General features: G+C 61.4%; 17 protein-coding genes and 1 pseudogene. 12 read left to right on the forward strand and 6 right to left on the reverse strand.

Annotation, left to right across the window (positions count from 1 at the left end; genetic code table 11):
- Nucleotides 1-9 precede the first annotated feature (9 nt).
- The gene (locus ACK9YZ_RS09135) at nucleotides 10-1,221 is read left to right on the forward strand and encodes an NADP-dependent isocitrate dehydrogenase (protein WP_416066338.1); all 1,212 of its coding nucleotides are present in this window, start codon (nucleotides 10-12) and stop codon (nucleotides 1,219-1,221) included.
- Nucleotides 1,222-1,664: 443 nt separating this feature from the next.
- A complete protein-coding gene (locus tag ACK9YZ_RS09140; protein ID WP_416066339.1) occupies nucleotides 1,665-2,294 on the forward strand; it encodes a glutathione S-transferase family protein in 630 nt (209 codons plus the stop codon).
- Nucleotides 2,295-2,303: 9 nt separating this feature from the next.
- Here ACK9YZ_RS09140 and ACK9YZ_RS09145 read toward each other — a convergent pair whose 3' ends face one another.
- Entirely contained in the window at nucleotides 2,304-3,155 is an 852-nt protein-coding gene (locus ACK9YZ_RS09145; protein WP_416066340.1) for an AraC family transcriptional regulator, read from the reverse strand.
- Between the two features lie 127 nt (nucleotides 3,156-3,282).
- Here ACK9YZ_RS09145 and ACK9YZ_RS09150 point away from each other — a divergent pair, with 127 nt between their 5' ends.
- On the forward strand, nucleotides 3,283-3,915 hold the full coding sequence (locus ACK9YZ_RS09150) for a LysE family translocator (protein ID WP_416066341.1): 633 nt from the start codon (nucleotides 3,283-3,285) through the stop codon (nucleotides 3,913-3,915).
- Between the two features lie 89 nt (nucleotides 3,916-4,004).
- Here the strand turns inward: ACK9YZ_RS09150 and alaS are convergent, their stop codons facing one another.
- Together alaS and recA are read right to left on the reverse strand one after the other, a co-directional pair.
- On the reverse strand, nucleotides 4,005-6,659 hold the full coding sequence (alaS, locus tag ACK9YZ_RS09155) for an alanine--tRNA ligase (protein WP_416066342.1): 2,655 nt from the start codon (nucleotides 6,657-6,659) through the stop codon (nucleotides 4,005-4,007).
- Between the two features lie 156 nt (nucleotides 6,660-6,815).
- Entirely contained in the window at nucleotides 6,816-7,904 is a 1,089-nt protein-coding gene (gene recA / locus ACK9YZ_RS09160; protein ID WP_216758250.1) for a recombinase RecA, read from the reverse strand.
- A 229-nt stretch (nucleotides 7,905-8,133) separates the two neighbouring features.
- Here recA and ACK9YZ_RS09165 point away from each other — a divergent pair, with 229 nt between their 5' ends.
- On the forward strand, nucleotides 8,134-9,078 hold the full coding sequence (locus ACK9YZ_RS09165) for a carbohydrate kinase family protein (protein WP_416066343.1): 945 nt from the start codon (nucleotides 8,134-8,136) through the stop codon (nucleotides 9,076-9,078).
- Between the two features lie 30 nt (nucleotides 9,079-9,108).
- Nucleotides 9,109-10,035 (forward strand): pseudouridine-5'-phosphate glycosidase, encoded by a 927-nt coding sequence (locus tag ACK9YZ_RS09170; RefSeq protein ID WP_416066344.1) that lies wholly within the window; start codon nucleotides 9,109-9,111, stop codon nucleotides 10,033-10,035.
- A 115-nt stretch (nucleotides 10,036-10,150) separates the two neighbouring features.
- On the opposite strand, the gene cckA is transcribed toward ACK9YZ_RS09170, so the two are convergent.
- Nucleotides 10,151-12,754, reverse strand: coding sequence for a cell cycle histidine kinase CckA (cckA, locus tag ACK9YZ_RS09175; RefSeq protein ID WP_416066345.1), 2,604 nt, complete (start codon nucleotides 12,752-12,754; stop codon nucleotides 10,151-10,153).
- Between the two features lie 304 nt (nucleotides 12,755-13,058).
- Here cckA and ACK9YZ_RS09180 point away from each other — a divergent pair, with 304 nt between their 5' ends.
- Nucleotides 13,059-14,183, forward strand: coding sequence for a flagellar biosynthetic protein FliO (locus tag ACK9YZ_RS09180; RefSeq protein ID WP_416066346.1), 1,125 nt, complete (start codon nucleotides 13,059-13,061; stop codon nucleotides 14,181-14,183).
- A 115-nt stretch (nucleotides 14,184-14,298) separates the two neighbouring features.
- On the opposite strand, the gene dksA is transcribed toward ACK9YZ_RS09180, so the two are convergent.
- Nucleotides 14,299-14,718, reverse strand: coding sequence for an RNA polymerase-binding protein DksA (dksA, locus tag ACK9YZ_RS09185; protein ID WP_007826301.1), 420 nt, complete (start codon nucleotides 14,716-14,718; stop codon nucleotides 14,299-14,301).
- Nucleotides 14,719-14,995: 277 nt separating this feature from the next.
- Between dksA and ACK9YZ_RS09190 the strand changes: the two genes are divergently transcribed.
- The 4 genes from ACK9YZ_RS09190 to ACK9YZ_RS09205 all read left to right on the forward strand — a co-directional run bounded on the left by ACK9YZ_RS09190 (nucleotide 14,996) and on the right by ACK9YZ_RS09205 (nucleotide 18,877).
- Entirely contained in the window at nucleotides 14,996-15,490 is a 495-nt protein-coding gene (locus ACK9YZ_RS09190) for a SixA phosphatase family protein (RefSeq protein WP_183734913.1), read from the forward strand.
- Between the two features lie 73 nt (nucleotides 15,491-15,563).
- On the forward strand, nucleotides 15,564-17,039 hold the full coding sequence (locus ACK9YZ_RS09195; RefSeq protein WP_416066347.1) for a YcjX family protein: 1,476 nt from the start codon (nucleotides 15,564-15,566) through the stop codon (nucleotides 17,037-17,039).
- Nucleotides 17,036-18,115, forward strand: a complete 1,080-nt coding sequence (locus tag ACK9YZ_RS09200) for a YcjF family protein (RefSeq protein WP_416066348.1) — start codon at nucleotides 17,036-17,038, stop codon at nucleotides 18,113-18,115. Before ACK9YZ_RS09195 ends, ACK9YZ_RS09200 begins: the two co-directional genes overlap by 4 nt.
- A 210-nt stretch (nucleotides 18,116-18,325) precedes the next feature.
- Entirely contained in the window at nucleotides 18,326-18,877 is a 552-nt protein-coding gene (locus ACK9YZ_RS09205) for a hypothetical protein (protein ID WP_416066349.1), read from the forward strand.
- A gap of 221 nt (nucleotides 18,878-19,098) precedes the next feature.
- On the opposite strand, the gene ACK9YZ_RS09210 is transcribed toward ACK9YZ_RS09205, so the two are convergent.
- On the reverse strand, nucleotides 19,099-19,275 hold the full coding sequence (locus ACK9YZ_RS09210; protein ID WP_416066350.1) for a hypothetical protein: 177 nt from the start codon (nucleotides 19,273-19,275) through the stop codon (nucleotides 19,099-19,101).
- 198 nt (nucleotides 19,276-19,473) lie between these two features.
- Between ACK9YZ_RS09210 and ACK9YZ_RS09215 the strand changes: the two are divergent.
- Both ACK9YZ_RS09215 and ACK9YZ_RS09220 read left to right on the forward strand, forming a co-directional pair.
- Nucleotides 19,474-19,686: pseudogene (locus tag ACK9YZ_RS09215) on the forward strand (hypothetical protein); the annotation flags it as partial.
- A 21-nt stretch (nucleotides 19,687-19,707) separates the two neighbouring features.
- Nucleotides 19,708-20,283: a cysteine hydrolase family protein gene (locus tag ACK9YZ_RS09220; protein ID WP_416066351.1), complete on the forward strand. Its 576-nt coding sequence runs from the start codon at nucleotides 19,708-19,710 to the stop codon at nucleotides 20,281-20,283.
- Nucleotides 20,284-20,290 lie beyond the last annotated feature (7 nt).

Raw genomic sequence — 20,290 nt, forward strand, 5'->3', positions numbered from 1 at the left:
GGCAGATACATGAAGAAGATCAAGGTCGCCAATCCCGTCGCCGATCTCGACGGCGATGAAATGACTCGCATCATTTGGCAGCTCATCAAGGATAAGCTGATCCATCCGTATCTCGACCTCGACATCGACTATTACGACCTCTCGGTCGAAAACCGCGACGCCACCAACGACCAGGTAACGGTCGATGCCGCCAATGCCATCAAGAAGTACGGCGTCGGCATCAAGTGTGCGACGATCACCCCGGACGAAGCCCGCGTGAAGGAATTCAACCTCAAGGAAATGTGGAAAAGCCCGAACGGCACGATCCGCAACATCCTCGGTGGCGTCATCTTCCGCGAGCCGATCATCTGCCGCAACGTTCCCCGCCTCGTTCCCGGCTGGACGCAGCCGATCGTCGTCGGTCGCCACGCTTTCGGCGACCAGTACCGCGCAACCGATTTCAAGTTCCCCGGCAAAGGCAAGCTGACGATCAAGTTCGTCGGCGAAGACGGTACGGTCATCGAGAAGGAAGTCTTCAACGCACCGGGCGCCGGCGTTGCCATGGCCATGTACAACCTCGATGAATCGATCCGCGAATTCGCCCGCGCCTCGATGATGTACGGCCTGATGCGCAAGTGGCCGGTCTACCTGTCCACCAAGAACACCATCCTCAAGGCCTATGACGGCCGCTTCAAGGACATCTTCGAAGAAGTCTACGAGACCGAATTCAAGGATCGGTTCAAGGAAGCCGGCATCACCTACGAACACCGCCTGATCGACGACATGGTCGCTTCCGCTCTCAAGTGGTCCGGCGGCTACGTCTGGGCCTGCAAGAACTATGACGGCGACGTCCAGTCCGACACGGTTGCCCAGGGCTTCGGCTCGCTCGGCCTGATGACCTCGGTTCTCCTGACGCCGGATGGCAAGACGGTTGAAGCCGAAGCCGCTCACGGCACGGTCACCCGCCACTACCGCCAGCACCAGAAGGGCCAGGAAACCTCGACGAACTCGATCGCTTCGATCTTCGCCTGGACCCGTGGCCTCGCGCACCGCGCCAAGCTCGACGACAATGCCGAGCTCGCCCGCTTCGCTTCCACACTGGAAAAGGTCTGCGTCGACACCGTCGAATCCGGCTTCATGACCAAGGATCTGGCCCTGCTCATCGGCCCGGATCAGCCGTGGCTTTCCACCACCGCTTTCCTCGACAAGATCGACCAGAACCTGCAGGCTGCAATGGCCTGAGCCCTATCAGGGTAGAGATCGAAAGACCCGGCCATCGAGCCGGGTTTTTTGTTGTCGGTCAGTGCTTTTGGATCCTAAATTAGCAACGTCTTTACAAAGCAAGCCTCGCGTAAGTTGCAAGGCCTATTCAGAAACTCGCCTAAGCATGGAGGTTCTGATGGCCAAGAAGAGTTTTGTCCCCGAATTTCTGCAACTTGTAAGGCTGCTCGCGCGTCGCGAGGGTCAGGATATGATCGTCTTCTATCTCGATCTCGCGTTACTCGAGACCCAGACCCAGCATTATAATCAGCGTTTTCGCTCGCCTGCCGGTCTTGCGGCAACTGTAGAGGCGCCACCCTCGACCGAGGTCATTCCCCGCGCAGCCGTGAAGCCGCCGCCGGCGCCAAAGGTTGAAATCTCCCGCGCCAATGCTACGAAAAGAGCATGGGAGAGAGGAGTGCACGATGACCGAGGAAATCACCTTCTACACCAACCCGATGTCGCGCGGCCGGATAGCACGGTGGATGCTGGAAGAAACCGGCGTCCCATATCATACCGAAATCCTGACTTTCGGCGGAACGATGAAGGAGCCGGACTACCTGTCCGTCAACCCGATGGGCAAGGTGCCGGCGATCCGTCATGGGAAGACGATCGTGACGGAATGCGCGGCGATCTGTGCGTATCTTGCGGACACGTTTCCGCAGGCAAGGCTCGGCCCGCAGCCCGATGAACGCGCCGATTATTACCGCTGGATGTTCTTCGCCGCCGGGCCGCTGGAAGCGTCCGTTACGCTGAAGGCACTCGGCTTCGAAATCCCGCAGGAGCGACTGCGCATGGCAGGCTGCGGCTCTTTCGGCGATGTCATTGGCACGCTGGAAAAGGCGGTCTCGGCTGCCTCTCCCTATATCGCCGGCAAACGCTTCACCGCGGCTGACGTCTACGTCGGCTCGCATGTCGGCTGGGGTCTCGCCTTCGGCAGTATCGAAAAGCGCCAGGCCTTCGTCGATTATTTCGGCCGCCTTGCCGAGCGCGATGCCTATAAGCGGGCAACCGCGCTGGATGACGAGGCGGCGAAGGCCATGCAAGCCGCTTGAGCGTTGCGCTTAGACAAGCGGCATATAGATATCCGTCCGCAATTCGGTCGGCGCGACCTCGCGCGGATTGTTGAGATATTCCTCGAACATGACGCGATCCCGGATCTGCCGGCCGGATGCCGGCAGCCATTGGGCGTAGAGCCATTGATAAGCCCTATACATATCGGCATAGGGACCTTTGTGGTGCAGCACGGCATAGTCGCCGCCTTCCACCATGCGCCGCTCCAGCGGTGCGCTGGCGGTCGTCTCTTCGCCGGCCGAGACACAGGCGACGGAGCGCAGATTTTCGGGCTGTACGAGATCGGGATCGTCGAGATAGACGCCGATCATCCGCATATCGGCTTTTGCGAGGCCGCGGGCATAGAGCGTGCCGAACAGCGTCTCGAAGGCCCTGCCGATCTCCATATAGGAGCCTGTATGGGGAACGCCGACCAGTTCGAGCGGCGGGACGGTTTTCAGGGTGACATCAAACATGGCTGTCGCCTTTCCGGAGGTTGAGGGTTCGAACTGCGTGTGGCTTCCCTCTTTCCGGTAGCGTGCCGGCGGCATTCCGTAGACCGATTTGAAGATGCGGTTGAAGGATTGGAGATTGGGATAGCCTGATCGCTTCGCAATCTCGCTGACATCAAGATCCGTGCGAACGATATCGCCCGCCGCGCGATGCAGCCGCAACCGCTTGACGGTTGCCGCCAGCGTCTCGCCGTAAATCGCCCGATAGATCCGGTGCCAGTGGTAGCTCGACAGGCAGGCAATGTCGGCAAGCCGCTCCATATCCAGATCCTCATCCAGATGATCGTGGATATAAGCCGAGACCCGCCTCAGACGGTTCTCATAGAGCGCCCATGCCGTTTCACCCACCACGTCAAACCTCATGCAAAATCGATCGGCTACAGCAAAGCATAGCTCGATTTGACAAATCCTGCGCACTTGAACTGGCGGCGAATCCTGCGTAGACCGGAATTCCGGCTCGAACCCAAGAGGAAGACTGATGCCGGACTTTTCTACATTGATACTCTTTGCCGCCGCAGCGCTGGTGCTCACTGCGACGCCCGGTCCCGATATGCTGCTGATTGCCTCACGCAGCATCAGCCAGGGACGCGCCGCCGGACTTTTGACCTATGCCGGCATTGCTCTCGGCACCTATTGCCACGCGCTTGCCGCAGCTTTCGGGCTCTCGCAGCTCGTGGTGGCCGTGCCCGTCGCCTATGAAGCCGTACGCTGGGCCGGCTGCTGCTATCTGCTTTATCTTGCCTACAAGACGATCCGTTCGGAAAGCACCGCCTTTGCGCCCGCAGCCACGCTGAAGAAGCTGTCGGGTCGGCGCATCTTCTTTGCCGGTCTTGCCACCAATCTGCTCAATCCGAAAATGGCGCTCTTCGTCATGGCGCTCTTTCCGCAATTCGTGAATGCGGAGAGCGGCGTGATGACCGTACAGATGCTGGTGCTTGCAACTGTGCTGAACGGCGTCGGCCTCGTCGTGAATGGCGCCGTTATCCTGCTCGGCAGCCAGATCCGCTCACGCTTCGGCTCGATGCGCCGTTTCCCGAAACTGCCGCAATATATGCTGGCGACGGTCTTCACCGGGCTCGCCTGCCGTCTCGCGCTGCAGACCAGAAACTGACCGCCGCAGGCGCGCCGAAAACAAAACCGGCTGCGAAATCCATGATCTCGCAGCCGGTTTTCATTTCAAACAGTTCTCGGGTTCGGCGATTAGCCTGCGAGTGCCGCTGCAACAGCCTCAAGCGCCTCGTCGGCCTTGGCTCCGTCAGGGCCACCGGCTTGCGCCATGTCGGGACGGCCGCCGCCGCCCTTGCCGCCGAGCGCTGCAGAAGCGACACGCACCAGATCGACGGCGCTGAAACGATCCACGAGATCGGGCGTGACGGCAACGACAGCACTTGCCTTGCCATCCTCTGAAACGCCGATCAACGTCACGATGCCGGAGCCGATGCTGGACTTGCCGTCATCGGCGAGACCCTTCAAATCCTTCGGGTCGACGCCAGTCACGGCCTTGCCGAGGAACTTGACGCCGGCAACGTCGCGCACGGCATCGGCAGAACCGCCCTGCCCGCCGCCCATGGCGAGCTTGCGCTTGGCATCCGCCAGTTCCTTTTCGAGTTTGCGACGCTCGTCCATCAGCGCCTCGACACGGCCAAGAACTTCCGATGGCTGCACCTTCAGCGAGGCAGCGAGCGTCTTTACGCGATCGTCCTGCTCGGCCAGATATTCACGCGCCGATTCACCGGTAACCGCTTCGATACGGCGAACGCCGGCACCGACGGCGCTTTCGCCGAGGATGCGCACGAGGCCGATCTGGCCCGTCGCCGACACATGCGTGCCGCCACAGAGTTCGACCGAATAAGGCCTGTTGGCTTTGGCGCCATGCAGACCCGTTCCCATCGAAACGACACGCACTTCATCGCCGTATTTTTCGCCGAAGAGCGCCATGGCGCCTTCCGCAATGGCGTCGTCGACGCTCATCAGGCGGGTGGTGACAGGTGCATTCTGCAGAATGATCTCATTGGCCATCTCTTCGACGACTTTCAGTTCTTCTGCCGTCATCGGCTTCGGATGCGAAACGTCGAAGCGCAGGCGCTCGGGCGCGACCAGCGAGCCCTTTTGGGCAACATGGGTGCCGAGCACTTCGCGCAGCGCTTCATGCAGCAGGTGGGTTGCCGAGTGGTTGGCGCGCAGGCGCGAACGGCGGGCATGATCAACCGTCAGCACGACCGCATCGCCGTCCTTGAACGCGCCTTCGATGACAGTACCCAGATGCACGAACAGGCCCTCGCCCCTCTTCTGCGTATCTGATATCTCGATCTTGCCGTGGTCGGACGAGATCACGCCGGTATCGCCCATCTGGCCGCCGGACTCACCGTAGAACGGCGTCTGGTTGACGACGATTTGAACCTTGTCGCCGGCCCTGGCTCCAGTCGAAATCGCGCCATCCTTGACGATCGCCTGCACCACGCCTTCAGCCGTTTCCGTGTCATAACCCAGGAACTCGGTCGCTCCGTGCTTTTCCTTGAGCTCGAACCAGACGGTTTCGGTTGCCTTCTCGCCGGAGCCGGCCCAGTGCGAGCGGGCTTCGGCTTTCTGGCGCTGCATCGCATCGGTGAAGCCGGAGATGTCGACGCCGATCTCGCGGGCGCGCAGCGCGTCCTGTGTCAGATCGAGCGGGAAGCCGTAGGTGTCGTAGAGCTTGAAGGCGGTCTCGCCGTCCAGCATGTCGCCCTTGCCGAGGTCTGTCGTCGCATCCGACAGCAGCGACAGGCCACGCTCCAGCGTCTTGCGGAAGCGGTTTTCCTCGAGCTTCAGCGTTTCGGAGATCAGCGCCTCGGCGCGCACCAGTTCCGGATAGGCGCGACCCATCTGCTGCACCAGAGTCGGCAGCAGCTTGTAGATCAGCGGTTCCTTGGCGCCGAGAAGCTGCGCATGGCGCATGGCGCGGCGCATGATACGGCGCAGCACGTAGCCGCGGCCCTCATTCGACGGCAGCACGCCATCGGCGATCAGGAAGGCCGACGAGCGAAGGTGGTCGGCGATGACGCGATGGCTTGCGGAACCTTCAGCCTTTACGCCCATCGTATCTTCGATGGCGCCGATCAGGGTGCGGAACAGGTCGGTGTCGAAGACGCTCTGGACGCCCTGCAGAACGGCGGCCATGCGCTCCAGACCCATGCCTGTATCGATAGACGGACGCGGCAGCGGGTTGCGCACGCCGGGCTCGGTCTGTTCGAACTGCATGAAGACGAGGTTCCAGAATTCCAGGAACCGGTCGCCATCTTCTTCCGGCGAGCCGGGAGGGCCGCCCCAGATATTCTCGCCCTGGTCGATGAAGATTTCCGAGCACGGACCGCAGGGGCCGGTATCGCCCATCTGCCAGAAATTGTCCGACGTCGGGATGCGGATGATCTTGTCGTCGGAGAAACCGGCGATCTTCTTCCAGAGCGTCGCAGCCTCTTCATCTTCGGAATAGACGGTTACCAGCAGGCGATTCTTCGGCAGGTCGAAACCTTCGGTGACGAGCTTCCAGGCAAGCTCGATCGCATTCTCCTTGAAATAGTCGCCGAAGGAGAAGTTGCCGAGCATTTCGAAGAATGTCAGGTGGCGCGCGGTATAGCCGACATTGTCGAGGTCGTTATGCTTGCCGCCGGCGCGCACGCACTTCTGCGAGGTGGTCGCCGTCGAATAGGGACGCTTTTCGAGACCGGTGAAAACGTTCTTGAACTGCACCATGCCGGCATTGGTGAACATCAGCGTCGGATCGTTGCGCGGCACGAGCGGGCTCGATGGAACGATCTCGTGGCCGTTCTTCTTGAAGTAGTCGAGGAAGGTCGACCGGATATCGTTTACACCGCTCATTTCATGCCCTTCGATGCTGCCTGCAGGCAGGTAAAATTAAATCCATCGGCTTTTATCGTTCGACCTAGCCACTGTCCAGCAAACAAACAAAACCGGCCGCATTCTCGTTGGGGAATGCGGCCGGCAGGAAATCTGCTTCAACAGTAGAGGCGAAAATTACATATCGCCATCACCTGCATCGTCACCGGCGTCAGGTCCGCCATTCTGCAGGAAGCGGTCGGCGATCAGGCCGGCATTCTGGCGAAGCGCCGTTTCGATCTCGCGGGCGAGATCCGGATTGTCGCGCAGAAAAGTCTTGGCGTTTTCGCGGCCCTGGCCGAGGCGCTGGCTGTTGTAGGAGAACCAGGCGCCCGATTTCTCGACGATGCCGGCCTTGACGCCGAGATCGACGAGTTCGCCGGTCTTGGAGACGCCTTCGCCATACATGATGTCGAATTCGACCTGCTTGAAGGGAGGCGCCATCTTGTTCTTGACGACCTTGACGCGCGTCTGGTTGCCGATCACCTCTTCGCGTTCCTTGACCTGGCCGATGCGGCGGATGTCGAGACGGACGGAGGCGTAGAACTTGAGCGCGTTACCGCCGGTCGTCGTTTCCGGCGAACCGAACATGACGCCGATCTTCATGCGGATCTGGTTGATGAAGATCACCATCGTATTCGATTTGGAGATCGAAGCCGTCAGCTTGCGCAGCGCCTGGCTCATCAGACGGGCCTGCATGCCCGGCAGGTTGTCGCCCATTTCGCCTTCGATTTCGGCGCGCGGCGTCAGCGCTGCAACCGAGTCGACGACGAGCACGTCGATGGCGCCGGAGCGCACCAGCGTATCGGTGATTTCAAGCGCCTGTTCGCCGGTGTCCGGCTGGGAGATCAAAAGGTTCTGCAGGTCGACGCCGAGCTTGCGGGCATAGACCGGATCGAGCGCATGTTCGGCATCGACGAAGGCGCAGATGCCGCCCTTCTTCTGCGCTTCGGCAATGGTCTGCAGCGCGAGCGTCGTCTTACCGGAGCTTTCCGGACCGTAGATCTCGATGATACGACCCTTCGGCAGACCGCCGATGCCGAGAGCGATATCGAGGCTGAGCGAACCCGTGGAAACCGTTTCGATCTCGACGATGTTCTCGTTCGAGCCGAGTTTCATGATCGAGCCCTTGCCGAACGACCGCTCGATCTGTGAGAGTGCCGCTTCGAGCGCCTTGCTTTTGTCCACCGATTTGTCCTCTACGAGCCGCAATGAATTCTGAGACATTCGATCCACCTTTAGGTTATTGACGCTGCTCAAGCAATGTCGCCGCTGATGTGAAGTTTGTACCCCATTTGTTCTTATTTCGCAATGGGGTTGCAAATAATTGAAAGAAAAAGGTAAAACGGCCCGTGTTCTATTTTTGTTTTATCGATGCAAAGCAACGGCTTAATGCGTTTCGGCAAGTGAATGCGGCAGCTTTGCCCACCATTCGATTCGCTTGGGGAGTGCAGAAATGAGCCGCAAGATTCTCGTCCTCGGCGGCGCCCATATCGATCGCCGCGGCCGCATTGCCGGAGAGACGGCGCCTGGTGCCAGCAACCCCGGAACATGGTTCGAGGAACCGGGCGGCGGTGGCTTCAATGCGGCGCGTAATCTCGCCCGACTCGGTTTCGACGTAACGATGATTTCGCCACGCGGCGGTGACCCGATCGGCGAGATGGTGAGCGAGGCGGCCGACTTTGCCGGCATCAACGACCGCCCCTTCGTGTTCCTCGATCGCAAGACGCCGAGCTATACGGCGATCATCGAGAAGGACGGCAACCTCGTCATCGCGCTGGCGGATATGGACCTCTACCGCTTCTTCGCGCCGCGGCGGCTCTCGATCCGCTGGGTGCGCGACGCCTTCGCCGCCACCGATTTCATCCTCTTCGATGCCAACCTGCCGGAGGAAACGGCAGTGGCGATCGTCGCAAAGGCAAAGGCACTCGGCAAGCCGGTCGCGGCAATCGCCATTTCGCCGGCCAAGGTCGTGCGCCTCCTGCCCTGCCTCGATGGCATCGACTATCTCTTCCTCAATGAGGCCGAGGCTGCGGCCCTTGTCGGTGACCGTCCGGAAGACGCGACCGCCTGGCCGTCCCTGCTCGGTGACATCGGCATTGGTGGTGCGGTCGTCACCCGCGGTCAGCGCGAACTCGTCGCCTTCAAGGATGGACGTGCGTTTGTCCTTCAGCCACCGATTTCGGACATTGTCGCCGATGTCACCGGCGCGGGAGATTCGCTGGCAGCCGGCACGCTCTCTGCGCTCATGCGTGGCCTGCCGCTCGAAGAGGCGGTCCGTCATGGCGCGGCGGCGGCAGCATTGACCGTGCAATCATCGCATGCCGTGAACGAAAATCTTTCGCCGGAACTGCTCCGAGACATGCTTTCGCTTGTCCCGGCGGCGAGAATTCTGCATTGAAGCCGCTAAATCGATAAACGGATACGGATCATGACCAAACCCATCTCGCCCCTGCTGCCGATCTCCTACTCGAAGGAAGTGGCCGCAGCCAAGCAGCGCGGCGCCCCGATCGTGGCGCTCGAATCGACCATCATCACCCATGGCATGCCCTATCCCGGCAATATCGAAATGGCGCGCAGCGTCGAAGCGATCATCCGCGATCAGGGTGCCGTTCCCGCGACCATCGCCGTTATCCACGGCACGCTGCATATCGGCCTCGAAGCTGCAGAGCTGGAGCAGCTCGCCCAGGCCAAGGACGTGATGAAGATCTCGCGCGCCGATATCGCCTTCGCGATCGCCGAACGCCGCACCGGTGCGACCACCGTTGCCGCTACGATGATCGCGGCAGCTCGCGCCGGCATCAGGGTCTTCGCGACCGGCGGTATTGGCGGCGTGCATCGTGGCGCCGAAGAAACATTCGATATCTCCGCCGACCTCGAAGAGCTCGCCCGCACCGGCGTCATCGTCGTCTGCGCCGGCGCCAAGGCGATCCTCGATATTCCGAAGACGCTGGAAGTGCTGGAAACCCGCGGCGTGCCCGTCGTCACCTATGAAAGCGATGAATTCCCCGCCTTCTGGTCGCGCTCCTCAGGCATCCGCAGCCCTCTGACCCTGAACAGCCCGGCCGCGATCGCCAATTTCCAGACAACCCGCGAGCAGCTTGGCATCGAAGGCGGCATGCTGATCGCCAATCCTGTCCCGGAAGCCGACGAAATCGCCCGCGAGGAAATGGAGATCTATATCGAGCGCGCGCTCGACAGCGCCGAGCGCGACGAAATCACCGGCAAGGCGGTAACGCCTTACCTGCTGAGCACGATCTTCGACCTGACGGACGGCCAGAGCCTGAAGACCAATATTGCGCTTGTGGAGAACAATGCGCGCCTGGCGGCGGAGATTGCCGTGGCGCTTGGCGAGTGATTTTTGATGGGGCGGGCTGGTCCCGCCCTATTTTTGGGCTGTGCGTTTGGCCACTGCCTGCCGATAGGGTGTGCCCCACGGCACGGTCTCTCCGGTAACCGCCAGACGGTAATCTTCAGCTATCCAGCGTCTCTTTCACCACCACGGCCAGCTGCTTCAGCGAAAACGGCTTCGGCAGGAAGCCGAATTTGGCTTCCGGCGGCAGGTTGCGGGCGAATGCATCCTCGGCATAGCCTGACACGAAAATGAACTTCAGGTCCGGATAGTTCTTGCGCAATTCGCGCAGCAGTGAAGGTCCGTCCATCTCCGGCATCACCACGTCGGAAACGACGATGTCCACCTTGCCTTCCAGCTCTTCCATGATTTCGAGGGCTTCGACGCCGGACCCCGCCTCATGGACCGTATAGCCGCGCGTCTCCAGCATGCGCTTGCCGCCGCGGCGTACGGCCTCTTCGTCCTCCACCAGCAGGATGACGGCCGAGCCGGTCAGGTCTTCCGGCTGCTGCGGCTGGACCAGTTCCACAACCTGCGCGCCGCCGGCCGCAACAGCTTGATCGGCGGCTTCGGCTTCAGCGGCAACCGCCGGCTCGACGATATGGCGCGGCAGGAAGATGCGGAAAGTCGTGCCCTTGCCGACCTCCGATTCCGGCTGGATATAACCGCCGGATTGCTTGACGATGCCGTAGACCATGGCAAGGCCGAGACCGGTACCCTTGCCCACATCCTTGGTCGTGAAGAAGGGCTCGAAGATCTTGTCCATGATCTCGGGCGCAATGCCGGTGCCGGTATCGGTCACCTCGACCAGCACCATGTCTTCATGCGGCATGTAGGAATAGTTGAAGGCCGCAACTTCGGCTGCCGGCAGATTACGGGTGCGCAGCGTCAGCGTGCCGCCATCCGGCATGGCGTCGCGCGCATTGACGCAGAGATTGATCAGCACCTGCTCGAATTGCGAAAGATCGGTTTTGACCGGCCAGAGATCGCGGCCATATTCCACGTCGAGCTTGACATTGGTGCCTGAAATCAGCCGGTCGACCAGCATGCGCAGGTCGCCCACGACATCGGTCAGGTTCAACACCGTCGGCCGCATCGTCTGCTTGCGCGAGAAGGCGAGAAGCTGGCGCACGAGCACCGCAGCGCGATTGGCGTTGCGCTTGATCTCGATCAGATCGGCGAAGCTCGCATCGGCAGGCCGCGCCTGCAAGAGCAGGTGGTCGGAAGACAGCAGGATTGCCGTCAGCACGTTGTTGAAATCGTGTGCGATGCCGCCGGCAAGCGTGCCGACCGCGTTCATCTTCTGCGTCTGCGCCATCTGCGCTTCCAGCGCCTTCTGCTCGGTCACTTCGACCGCGTAGACAATGGCCGCCTCCTCGGGCGCCTCGTCGCTCTGGTCGATGACGGCATTCACATAGAAGCGGAAGAAACGCGCATCGTCCGTCGGCGTGCGGGAATCGATCGGCGCGATATCGCCCTGCCGGTCCTTGGCGGCGGCGAGTGCCGCGGCAAGTTGCGGCCGGTCGCTTTCCTGCACGATCGTTTCCAGAAGCGCGCCGCGCTCCAGATCGTCACGCGAGACGATATTGGAGAAGAGTTTCAGGAAAGGCGCGTTGGTGCGCAGGATCTTGCCGTTGCCATCGACGGAGGCAATCGCCATCGGCGTGTTGTTGAAAAAACGCGTGAAGCGCATGGCGGCTGCAGAAGCAGATTGCCCGTTCTCGCCGTCCTTGTCGCGCGTCAGCACGATCGTCCGGCTTTCGCCCGGCGCCCCGTCGCGCATGGAGGTGACACGGTGGATGATCTGCACCGGCAGGCTCTGGCCGTTGGATTTACGCAGGTCTAGGTCGAGCGTCACGGTCTTTTTCAGACCCGGCTCAGCCTGCACGGATTGGATCAGCGCCAGCCCCTCGCCCGCCACCAGATCGCCGATGTTCATCGAGCCCGGGATGAATTTGGTGAGATCGAGACCCAGCCATTCGGCAAGCGTCGCGTTCAGATAAAAGATCTCGCCCTTGCGCCCGGCTGAGAAGAAGCCAGACGGAGCATGGTCGAGATAGTCAATCGCGTTCTGCAGCTCCTTGAAGAACCGCTCCTGGTCCTCGCGCTCGGCGGTGATATCGGTGATCTGCCAGATCTGCAGAGGCTTGCCGTCGCCCTCTTCCGGCTTCAGTTGCCGGGCTTTCAGGCGGTACCAATGGGCGCCGGCGCTGCTCCCCGGTCCGACGGCGCGCAGCAGGCGGAATTCCTCGCGGCCTTCCCGGCCCTCGCGCAGGCCGTTTACCAGCCGGTAGAGCGCCTCGTTCGATTCGCGGTGGCGCGACAGCAGCGTTTCCAGCGTCTGCACCTCGGTCGCCTTGCGTGCGCCCGTCAGCGCCCCATAGGCGGCATTGGCGTAGACGATGCGGCCCTTGTCGTCGGTGATCAGCGTCCCGTCCGGATGGCTGTTCAGGAAAGCGCGCGCCAGGCCGTCGGACTGGCGCTGCGGCATCACCTCGATGAAGCCGATGACCGAGGATACCAGGAAGAAGATGCCGACCATGGCGAGAACGCCGAGACAGCCAAGCACCAACTCGTTGCCGAGCGAATCCTTGAAGAAGACGAAGGCTGCCGCCGCCGCAATCAGCACGATCGCCAGCAGGATGATGCGTATTGCCGTGCCAGAACGCCCCCCACGATCCACGAGCGGGGCGTTATAGTCGTCGACCTGACGCGATTTCGTCATCTATTCCTCGCATAAGCCCTTCCTGCCGCGCTCGTAACACCGCTACGAAGCAGGAATCAGGCAGTCTTTTCCTTCTTATCAACTTGCTGCGCCGGCAAAAACAGCAGGTTTCATCAGACTGCTTGAATTCACAGGCAAACGCGCCAATTTGCCCATAATCCCGCCGGTGCCGCAGCGAGCGTCGGGCCAAATAGCTGCACAACACGAAATCGCGTTCGCCGGTGACTGGACAGACCTGCCGGCTCTTGCCTAAGGAGCGGAAAAGTCGTCTGTTGTGCCATAATGCGAAATGGAGTGAGTGCCTATGTTCGATGATGTTGTAGGAGCTTACGGCAGCCGCTTCCTGCTTGCCGCCGGCGGCGTCGGTATTGCGCTCATCCTGCTCATCGCCATCCTGTGGTTTCTTCGCAACCGCGCGCCCTCGCCCTTCGTCCGCGGTGGCCGCAACCGCCAGCCGCGTCTGCAGGTGCTCGATGCCGCCGCCGTCGATGCCCGCCGTCGCCTGGTGCTCGTGCGGCGCGATAATGTCGAACATCTCGTCATGATCGGCGGACCCACTGATATAGTCATCGAAAGCCGTATCCTGCCGGAATCGGAAGTCGAAACGGCCGCTGAGTTCCGTCCGCAGCCGGTCGTGGAGCGCCCAGTCGTCCAGGAACCGTCTCTCGTCCAGCCGCGCCGCGAGCCGCCGCCGGCCCCGCAGCCGCGACCGGTTGCCGCTTCCGTCGCACCGCCAGTAACGGCAAGCTCCGAACCTGATTTCGAAACCTATATGCCGACGCCGACACCCGCCCCTGTCATCGCCCCGCCTGCCGAGCCTATCCGCCAGCGTGCCGAGCCCCCGGTCGCTCCGGCTGTGGCCCCGCCCATGACTGCTCAGCAAATGTCTGCTCAGCAAATGCCGAGCCAGCCGGAACGTTCCGCTCCGCAGATGTCGGCTCCGCTCACAGCCGAGCGTGACGGCCTGCAGCGCGCGCCGCAGGTTCAGCCGCGCCAGTCCGAACGCCCGGCTCCGCAGCCGGTGCCGGATGCGGCCAACGCCGCCGATATCCTCGATGCAGCCCGCCAGCGGGTGTTGCCGCAGCAACGCATCGAACCGGAAGTTTCCACGCCCCCTGCTCAGGGCATCCCCACCGTTTCGCGCGGCGCACCAGTGGCGACGGAAGATGGCGGCGTGCAATCGGCTGCCATCCGCCGGGATTTCCAGCGCATCCTGGATGAGGAAATAACCGGTAATGTCGCCGCAGACCGCGTGGTTCCCGCGCCCAATGCCCAGCAGCCGCGCCCTGCCCCGCAGCCCGGCTCTTCTCAGCCTGGATCAATGCCGCGCCGCGACCCCGAAATGGCGCCGATCACAGGTGCGGATGCAGCACTTCAGAAGGAAGTCGCCCGCATCTTCGGCGAAATGAGCGTCAACCGCGACAAGTGAGCGAGAGCGCCAGATAAAAGCTGGGGCCATATGGCCCCAGAGCAAAGGGTACTAAAACAGAAAAGGCACCGCGGTCGTCTCGCGGTGCCTTTTTTCATTCTCGGTCCGGAACCGATTATTCGTCCCGGTAAACCTTTTCGCGCCGCTCGTGGCGTTCCTGCGCTTCGATCGACAGCGTAGCGATTGGCCGGGCGTCGAGACGCTTGAGACCGATCGGTTCGCCGGTTTCCTCGCAGTAGCCGTAGGTGCCATCTTCAATGCGTTGCAGGGCTGCGTCGATCTTGGAGATCAGCTTTCTCTGACGGTCACGGGCGCGAAGTTCGATCGCCCGATCGGTTTCGGAGGATGCACGATCTGCGAGATCAGGGTGGTTTGCGCTTTCCTCAGCCAGATGGTCGAGCGTTTCGCGCGCTTCTCTAAGGATATCGTTTTTCCAGGCAACCAGCTTGGCTCTGAAATAAGCGCGCTGGTTCGTATTCATGAACTCCTCGTCTTCCGAGGGAACATAATTGCTAAGATCGATCTTCTCACTCAACGCGATTCTCCTGAAGAACATCTCATCTGGCGGGCTGTATATCCCAAGCGCTATCAGCGATTCAAGCCAAATAAGACACGTAAACAGATTTTTAAATCTGTCATAAATTTGAGCTAACAGTCTATTTTCTCACCATTATTCCGAGCGGTGATTCTCACCTCGCATTCAAAATGCCGTGTTGCGACCGCCCTTTTGCGCTCACGAAAGCCTTTCGACAGTTGACGTCGCCGGACCGCAGCCGCTACTTAAAAGGCTCCGCTCGAAGCTGGATTTGCCCATGGTCGCCCTCCTGCCTCCACCGCACCGGATCTACCTCCTCCGTCATGCCCAAGCTGCCCAGGCCGAGCCCGGACAGCGCGATTTCGACCGCCCGCTGAGCGAGAAGGGGTTTGGGGATGCCGAGATCGTCGCCGACCGTGCTGCCGACAAGGGCTACCGTCCGGATATCCTCATCAGTTCGACGGCGCTCCGCTGCCGTGACACCGCGGAGGCCGTGCATCGCGCCATGGGCGAAACGCTGGATATGCGTTTTGTCGACACGCTCTATAATGCCTCCGTCGATACCTATCTCGAAATCCTCGACACACAGGATGTGGGGAGCGTCATGCTCGTCGGCCATAACCCGACCATGGAACAGGCCCTATCGGCACTGATCGGCCACAAGGCGATGGCGGCCTCTTTGCCGAAGGGCTTCCCAACGGGCGGTCTCGCCGTCATCGACTACGTCACGACGACTGCGGCGTGGCGTCTCGTCGATTTCGTCACCGACTGAGCTTTTCGCGCCGCTTCTTTTTCGGGCAGCGGCCCTTTCCTATATTGCAGGCAGTGCCATCAGGGATTCCGATTTGCCGCCACGCCTGACATCCTTTGCCGACGATGCGCTGATCGCGCTGGATAATCTTGCAGACCGCGCCAGCGGTCTGGTCAATCCGACCATCCGGCTCGGCGTCACCGGCCTTTCCCGCTCCGGCAAGACCGTCTTCATTTCCTCGCTCGTCCATAATCTTCTGCATGGCGGCCGCCTGCCGCTGTTCGAGGCGGTGCAGTCCGGCCGCGTGTCGGCAGCGCGCCTTGAGCCGCAGCCGGACGATGCCGTGCCGCGCTTCCAATATGAGGATCATATCCGAGCGCTGGTGAAGGAGCGCAGCTGGCCGGATTCCACCCGCGCGATCTCCGAGCTGCGCATCACGCTCGATTATCAGAGCGCCAGCTCCTGGGCACGCATGTTCTCGCCCGGTCGCCTCTCGATCGATATCGTCGATTATCCCGGCGAATGGCTGCTTGACTTGCCGCTGCTCGGCAAGGATTTCCGAACTTTCTGCGAGGAAACCATCGCGCTTGCCACCACCGGCATCCGCGCCGAGCTGTCGAGCGCCTGGCTGACGTTGACGAAAGCCACTGACATCACCGCTTCCGCCGATGAAATGGTGGCCCGCGACCTCGCCACCAGCTTCGCCGACTATCTGAAAGCCTGCAAGGCCGATGAGCGCTCGCTCTCCACCCTGCCGCCCGGCCGCTTCCTGCTGCCCGGCGATCTCGACGGTTCGCCTGCATTGACCTTCGCGCCGCTTGCCTTGCCCCCCGAGGGCCGGCCGGAGCGTGGCTCGCTCTGGGCGATGATGGAGCGCCGCTACGAGGCCTACAAGTCCGTCGTCGTCAAACCCTTCTTCCGTGAGCACTTCGCTCGCCTCGACCGGCAGATCGTGCTGGTCGATGCGCTGCAGGCCATGAACCGCGGGCCGGAAGCCGTGCAGGATCTGGAGCGCGCGCTGACCGATGTGCTTGCCTGTTTCCGCCCCGGCAGCAATTCCATCCTGTCGTCGATGCTCGGCCGGCGCATCGACCGCGTGCTGGTCGCCGCCACCAAGGCCGATCATCTGCATCATGAAAGCCATGACCGGCTGGACCGGCTGACGCGCCGCCTCGTCGATCGCGCGATCGACCGTATCGGCATGGCCGGCGCCGGCATCGATGTCATGGCGCTTGCCTCAGTGCGCGCCACGCGGGAGGCCACTGTACGTCAGGATGGCCACGACCTGCCCGTCATCGTCGGCACGCCGATGGCAGGCGAGAAGATCGCCAGGGAGACCTTCGACGGCGAACGCAAGACGGCGATCTTCCCCGGCGACCTGCCGGAAAATCCCGAATCCCTGTTCGAGCGCATCGAGGCCGGCGACACCTCTGTCGAACTGCCCGACGTCAATGTCGTGCGCTTCCGCCCGCCGCAGCTCGAGGAAACCGGTGGCGGCATAAAACTCTCCGTGCCGCATATCCGCCTCGACCGTGCCATGCAGTTCCTGTTCGGAGACCGCCTCGCATGAGCAAGCCGCCGATCGACCAGCCCAATCCGCCACGCCGCCCGCCCGCCGCCTTCACTTATGAAGACGAGGATACGACGGCCGAAGTCCCGCGCGCCGCGCGCCGCAAGCCGGCAAGTTTCTCCGGCGAAGTGCTGCTGACATCAGACGAGGATGATCCCTTCCTCAATCCGGAACAGGATCTGAGCCCGTTGCCGGTCGCTGCCTCGCGCAAGCGCCGCACCTCCTTTGCCAGCATCGCCGCCGGCGCCTTCGGCATTCTGTTGTCCCTCGCCTTCGGCCTCTGGACCGATCGGCTGATCCGCGATCTCTTCAGCCGCGCCGACTGGCTGGGTTACGCCGCGCTCGCCGCGCTCGCAATCGGCATCCTCGCCGTCATCGCCATCGTCATCAGGGAGACGGCGGGCATGATGCGGCTTGCCGCGGTGCAGGCCATCAAGGCCGAGGCCGATGCCGCGATCCTCGAAACTCGCCCGGCCAAAGCCCGCGCGGTTGTCGCCCGCCTGACTGGCCTTGTCGACGCCAAGCCGGAAACAGCAAAGGGCCGCACCACGCTGAAGGCGACTGAAGGTGAGGTCATCGACCCCCCGCATCTGATTGCGCTTGCCGAGCGCGAGCTTCTCGGCCCGTTGGACCGGCAGGCGCGCGCGCTGATCGTCAACTCTTCAAAGCGCGTCTCGATCGTCACGGCGGTCAGTCCGCGCGCCATCGTCGATCTTCTCTACGTGCTCTATGAGGCCGCTCGCCTGATCCGTGCCATGGCCGAACTCTATGGCGGTCGGCCGGGCACGCTCGGCATGATCAGATTGATGCGCGACGTGCTCGCCCATCTTGCGGTGACCGGCTCGATTGCCGTCGGCGACAGCCTCGTGCAGCAAGTGCTGGGCCACGGCCTCGCCTCAAAACTTTCCGCCCGACTCGGCGAAGGCGTCATCAACGGGTTGATGACGGCGCGGATCGGCATCGCCGCCATGGATCTCTGCCGTCCGCTGGCCTTCCGGGCACTGAAACGGCCGGGAATCGGTGATTTCATCGGCGACCTGACACCCTCGATGACGGCGCGCAACGGCAATCCGTGAAGAAGAGGCCGGATTTCGACACCTTTGTGCCTTCTTGCGCAGGGCGGAGAATTTCCAGAGGATTCAATGCGCTAAAGGCACAGCTTGAGAATCCTTGCCTTGCGAAAGCCCTGCATTTCCACGCATTTCAGCGCCTCGGAAAGAAAGCATTAACCATTCTCCGGCAAAACTTCCTGCCAGTTCTCGAGTGGTGTTTGCCAAGGAAAATCCATGTATTCGCGCAAGTTTCTTTTTGTATGCGGCCTGGCCGCCGCGGCATTGTCTCCGGTGGCAGACGTCGCTTCCAACGCCACGGCGGCAACCCGCGACAAGGCCTTCTTCGAATCCGTTGCCGGCACCTGGAAGGGTCCGGGCGAAATCGTAGCCGGCAAGTACAAGGGCACGAAATTCACCTGCAATCTCGTCGGTTCGCCGGCCGATGATTCCTCCGCCGGCATCAAGCTCGACGGCACTTGCCGCGTTGGCGTGTTCAAGCAGCCGATGACCGCCGTGATTTCCCAGTCCGGCTCCACCTACAAGGGCAAGTTCCTTGACGGAGCCGAAGGCAAGGGCCTCGACGTCGTCTCCGGCGCCGTCACGGAAGACACCGTCGTCGTCGGTATCAACCGCGCCAAGCTGAATGGTGCGATGATTGCCCGCGTTCGCGACGACAAGACCATGAACGTCACCGTTTCAGTCAAGGTCGAAAGCCAGATGATCCCGGTCATCGGTCTGACGCTCACCCGCCAGGTCGACGAAATGGCGGTTGGCTCAATCGAGTAAGGTCATCTGCCGGAACGGATTTTCCTGAGCGGCGGTTTTCCGCCGCTTTTGCTTTTCTGGTTCGGAAGATCGTCAGCATTTGTATGGCTGCAGCGACGAACAGTCCGGAGATCGGCTGTTCTGAAAACTGGCTCTTCAAGGACGCCGCAGAGTTGAAACACCGAGACGAAGACATAAAAGAAGCCCACTTCTGCGGGCTTCTTTCCGTATTGATCAGGTTATCAGTTATTGTTCTTATGGCTTTGCTGACCGGCCTTCACATGCTGTTCATGCGTGCCGCCGCGGGTACCCGAACTTGATTGATTATTGGCAGGCGAAGCCTGTTGTGAACCGGCATTCTTGTGGCTCTGCTGGCCAGCCTTGACGTGCTGTTCGTGTGTACCGCCTTGGTTTGCCATGATCATTCTCCTTTTTCATGATTGCGAGGTCGGCTCATCGCCGCCTCGGTAGGAAGAACTGTGCCAGCCGGCCTCCGTTCCCCATTTTAATATTTCGTGATGGGCTTGGATCATTTCGCGCCGCGCCCCGTTTTCCGTGAATAGCAGGGCTGGTCCCTGCGCAGTCGAGGAGACAAGGCCATGAACACGACCAATGTGGATACGGAAACCAGGAGCCTGAAGCTCGCCAAGGAATATCTGCGCCTCGGCGGACACCGCCGCTCCAAGATCGACGATAACATCACCACCGTGCGCCAGTGGGAGAAGGATCCGCCGGAGGCCGAACGCTTCTGGCAGGAGCAGGTGCAGCCGCTTTCCGCAGCTGACCGCAAGCAGGTCGAGGATTTCCTGCCCAGCATCAATTCGCCCTGATTGCAGGAAGCTTAAGGTCCGATGCCCGGCAATTGGATCCATCTCTGCATCGACATGCAGAGGATGTTCGCGGAACAGACAGCATGGCATGTGCCGTGGATGGCGACGGTATCGCCGCAGATTGTTGAACTCTCAGGGCGGTATGCGGAGCGAACGGTTTTCACGCGCTTCGTCCCGCCGCCGACCGCTGATGCCATGCCGGGCATGTGGAGGAACTATTACGAAAAATGGCCGATGATGACCGGCGAACACTTGCTGCCGGAACTCGTGGATATCGTTGCCGATTTGAAACGTTTCGCACCGCCTGCCCGCATCCTCGACAAGCGAACCTATTCTCCCTGGGTCGACGGGCGGCTGCATGGAACGCTCGCGCAGGAAAAGGTCGAGGCCGTCGCCATTACCGGCGGCGAAACGGATATCTGCGTGCTCGCGGCAGCACTCGGTGCAATCGATCTCGGTTATCGCGTCATCCTGTTGAAGGACGCCGTCTGCAGCAGCGCTGACGAAACGCATGACGCTACGCTCGAACTGCTGGGCGGCCGCTTTTCAGTACAGGTGGAGATTACCGAAACGGATGCATTCCTCTCGGCTCTCTGATCCGCCG

It is taken from the genome of Rhizobium sp. ZK1 (genome assembly GCF_047782645.1).
Classification (GTDB): Bacteria; Pseudomonadota; Alphaproteobacteria; order Rhizobiales; family Rhizobiaceae; genus Rhizobium.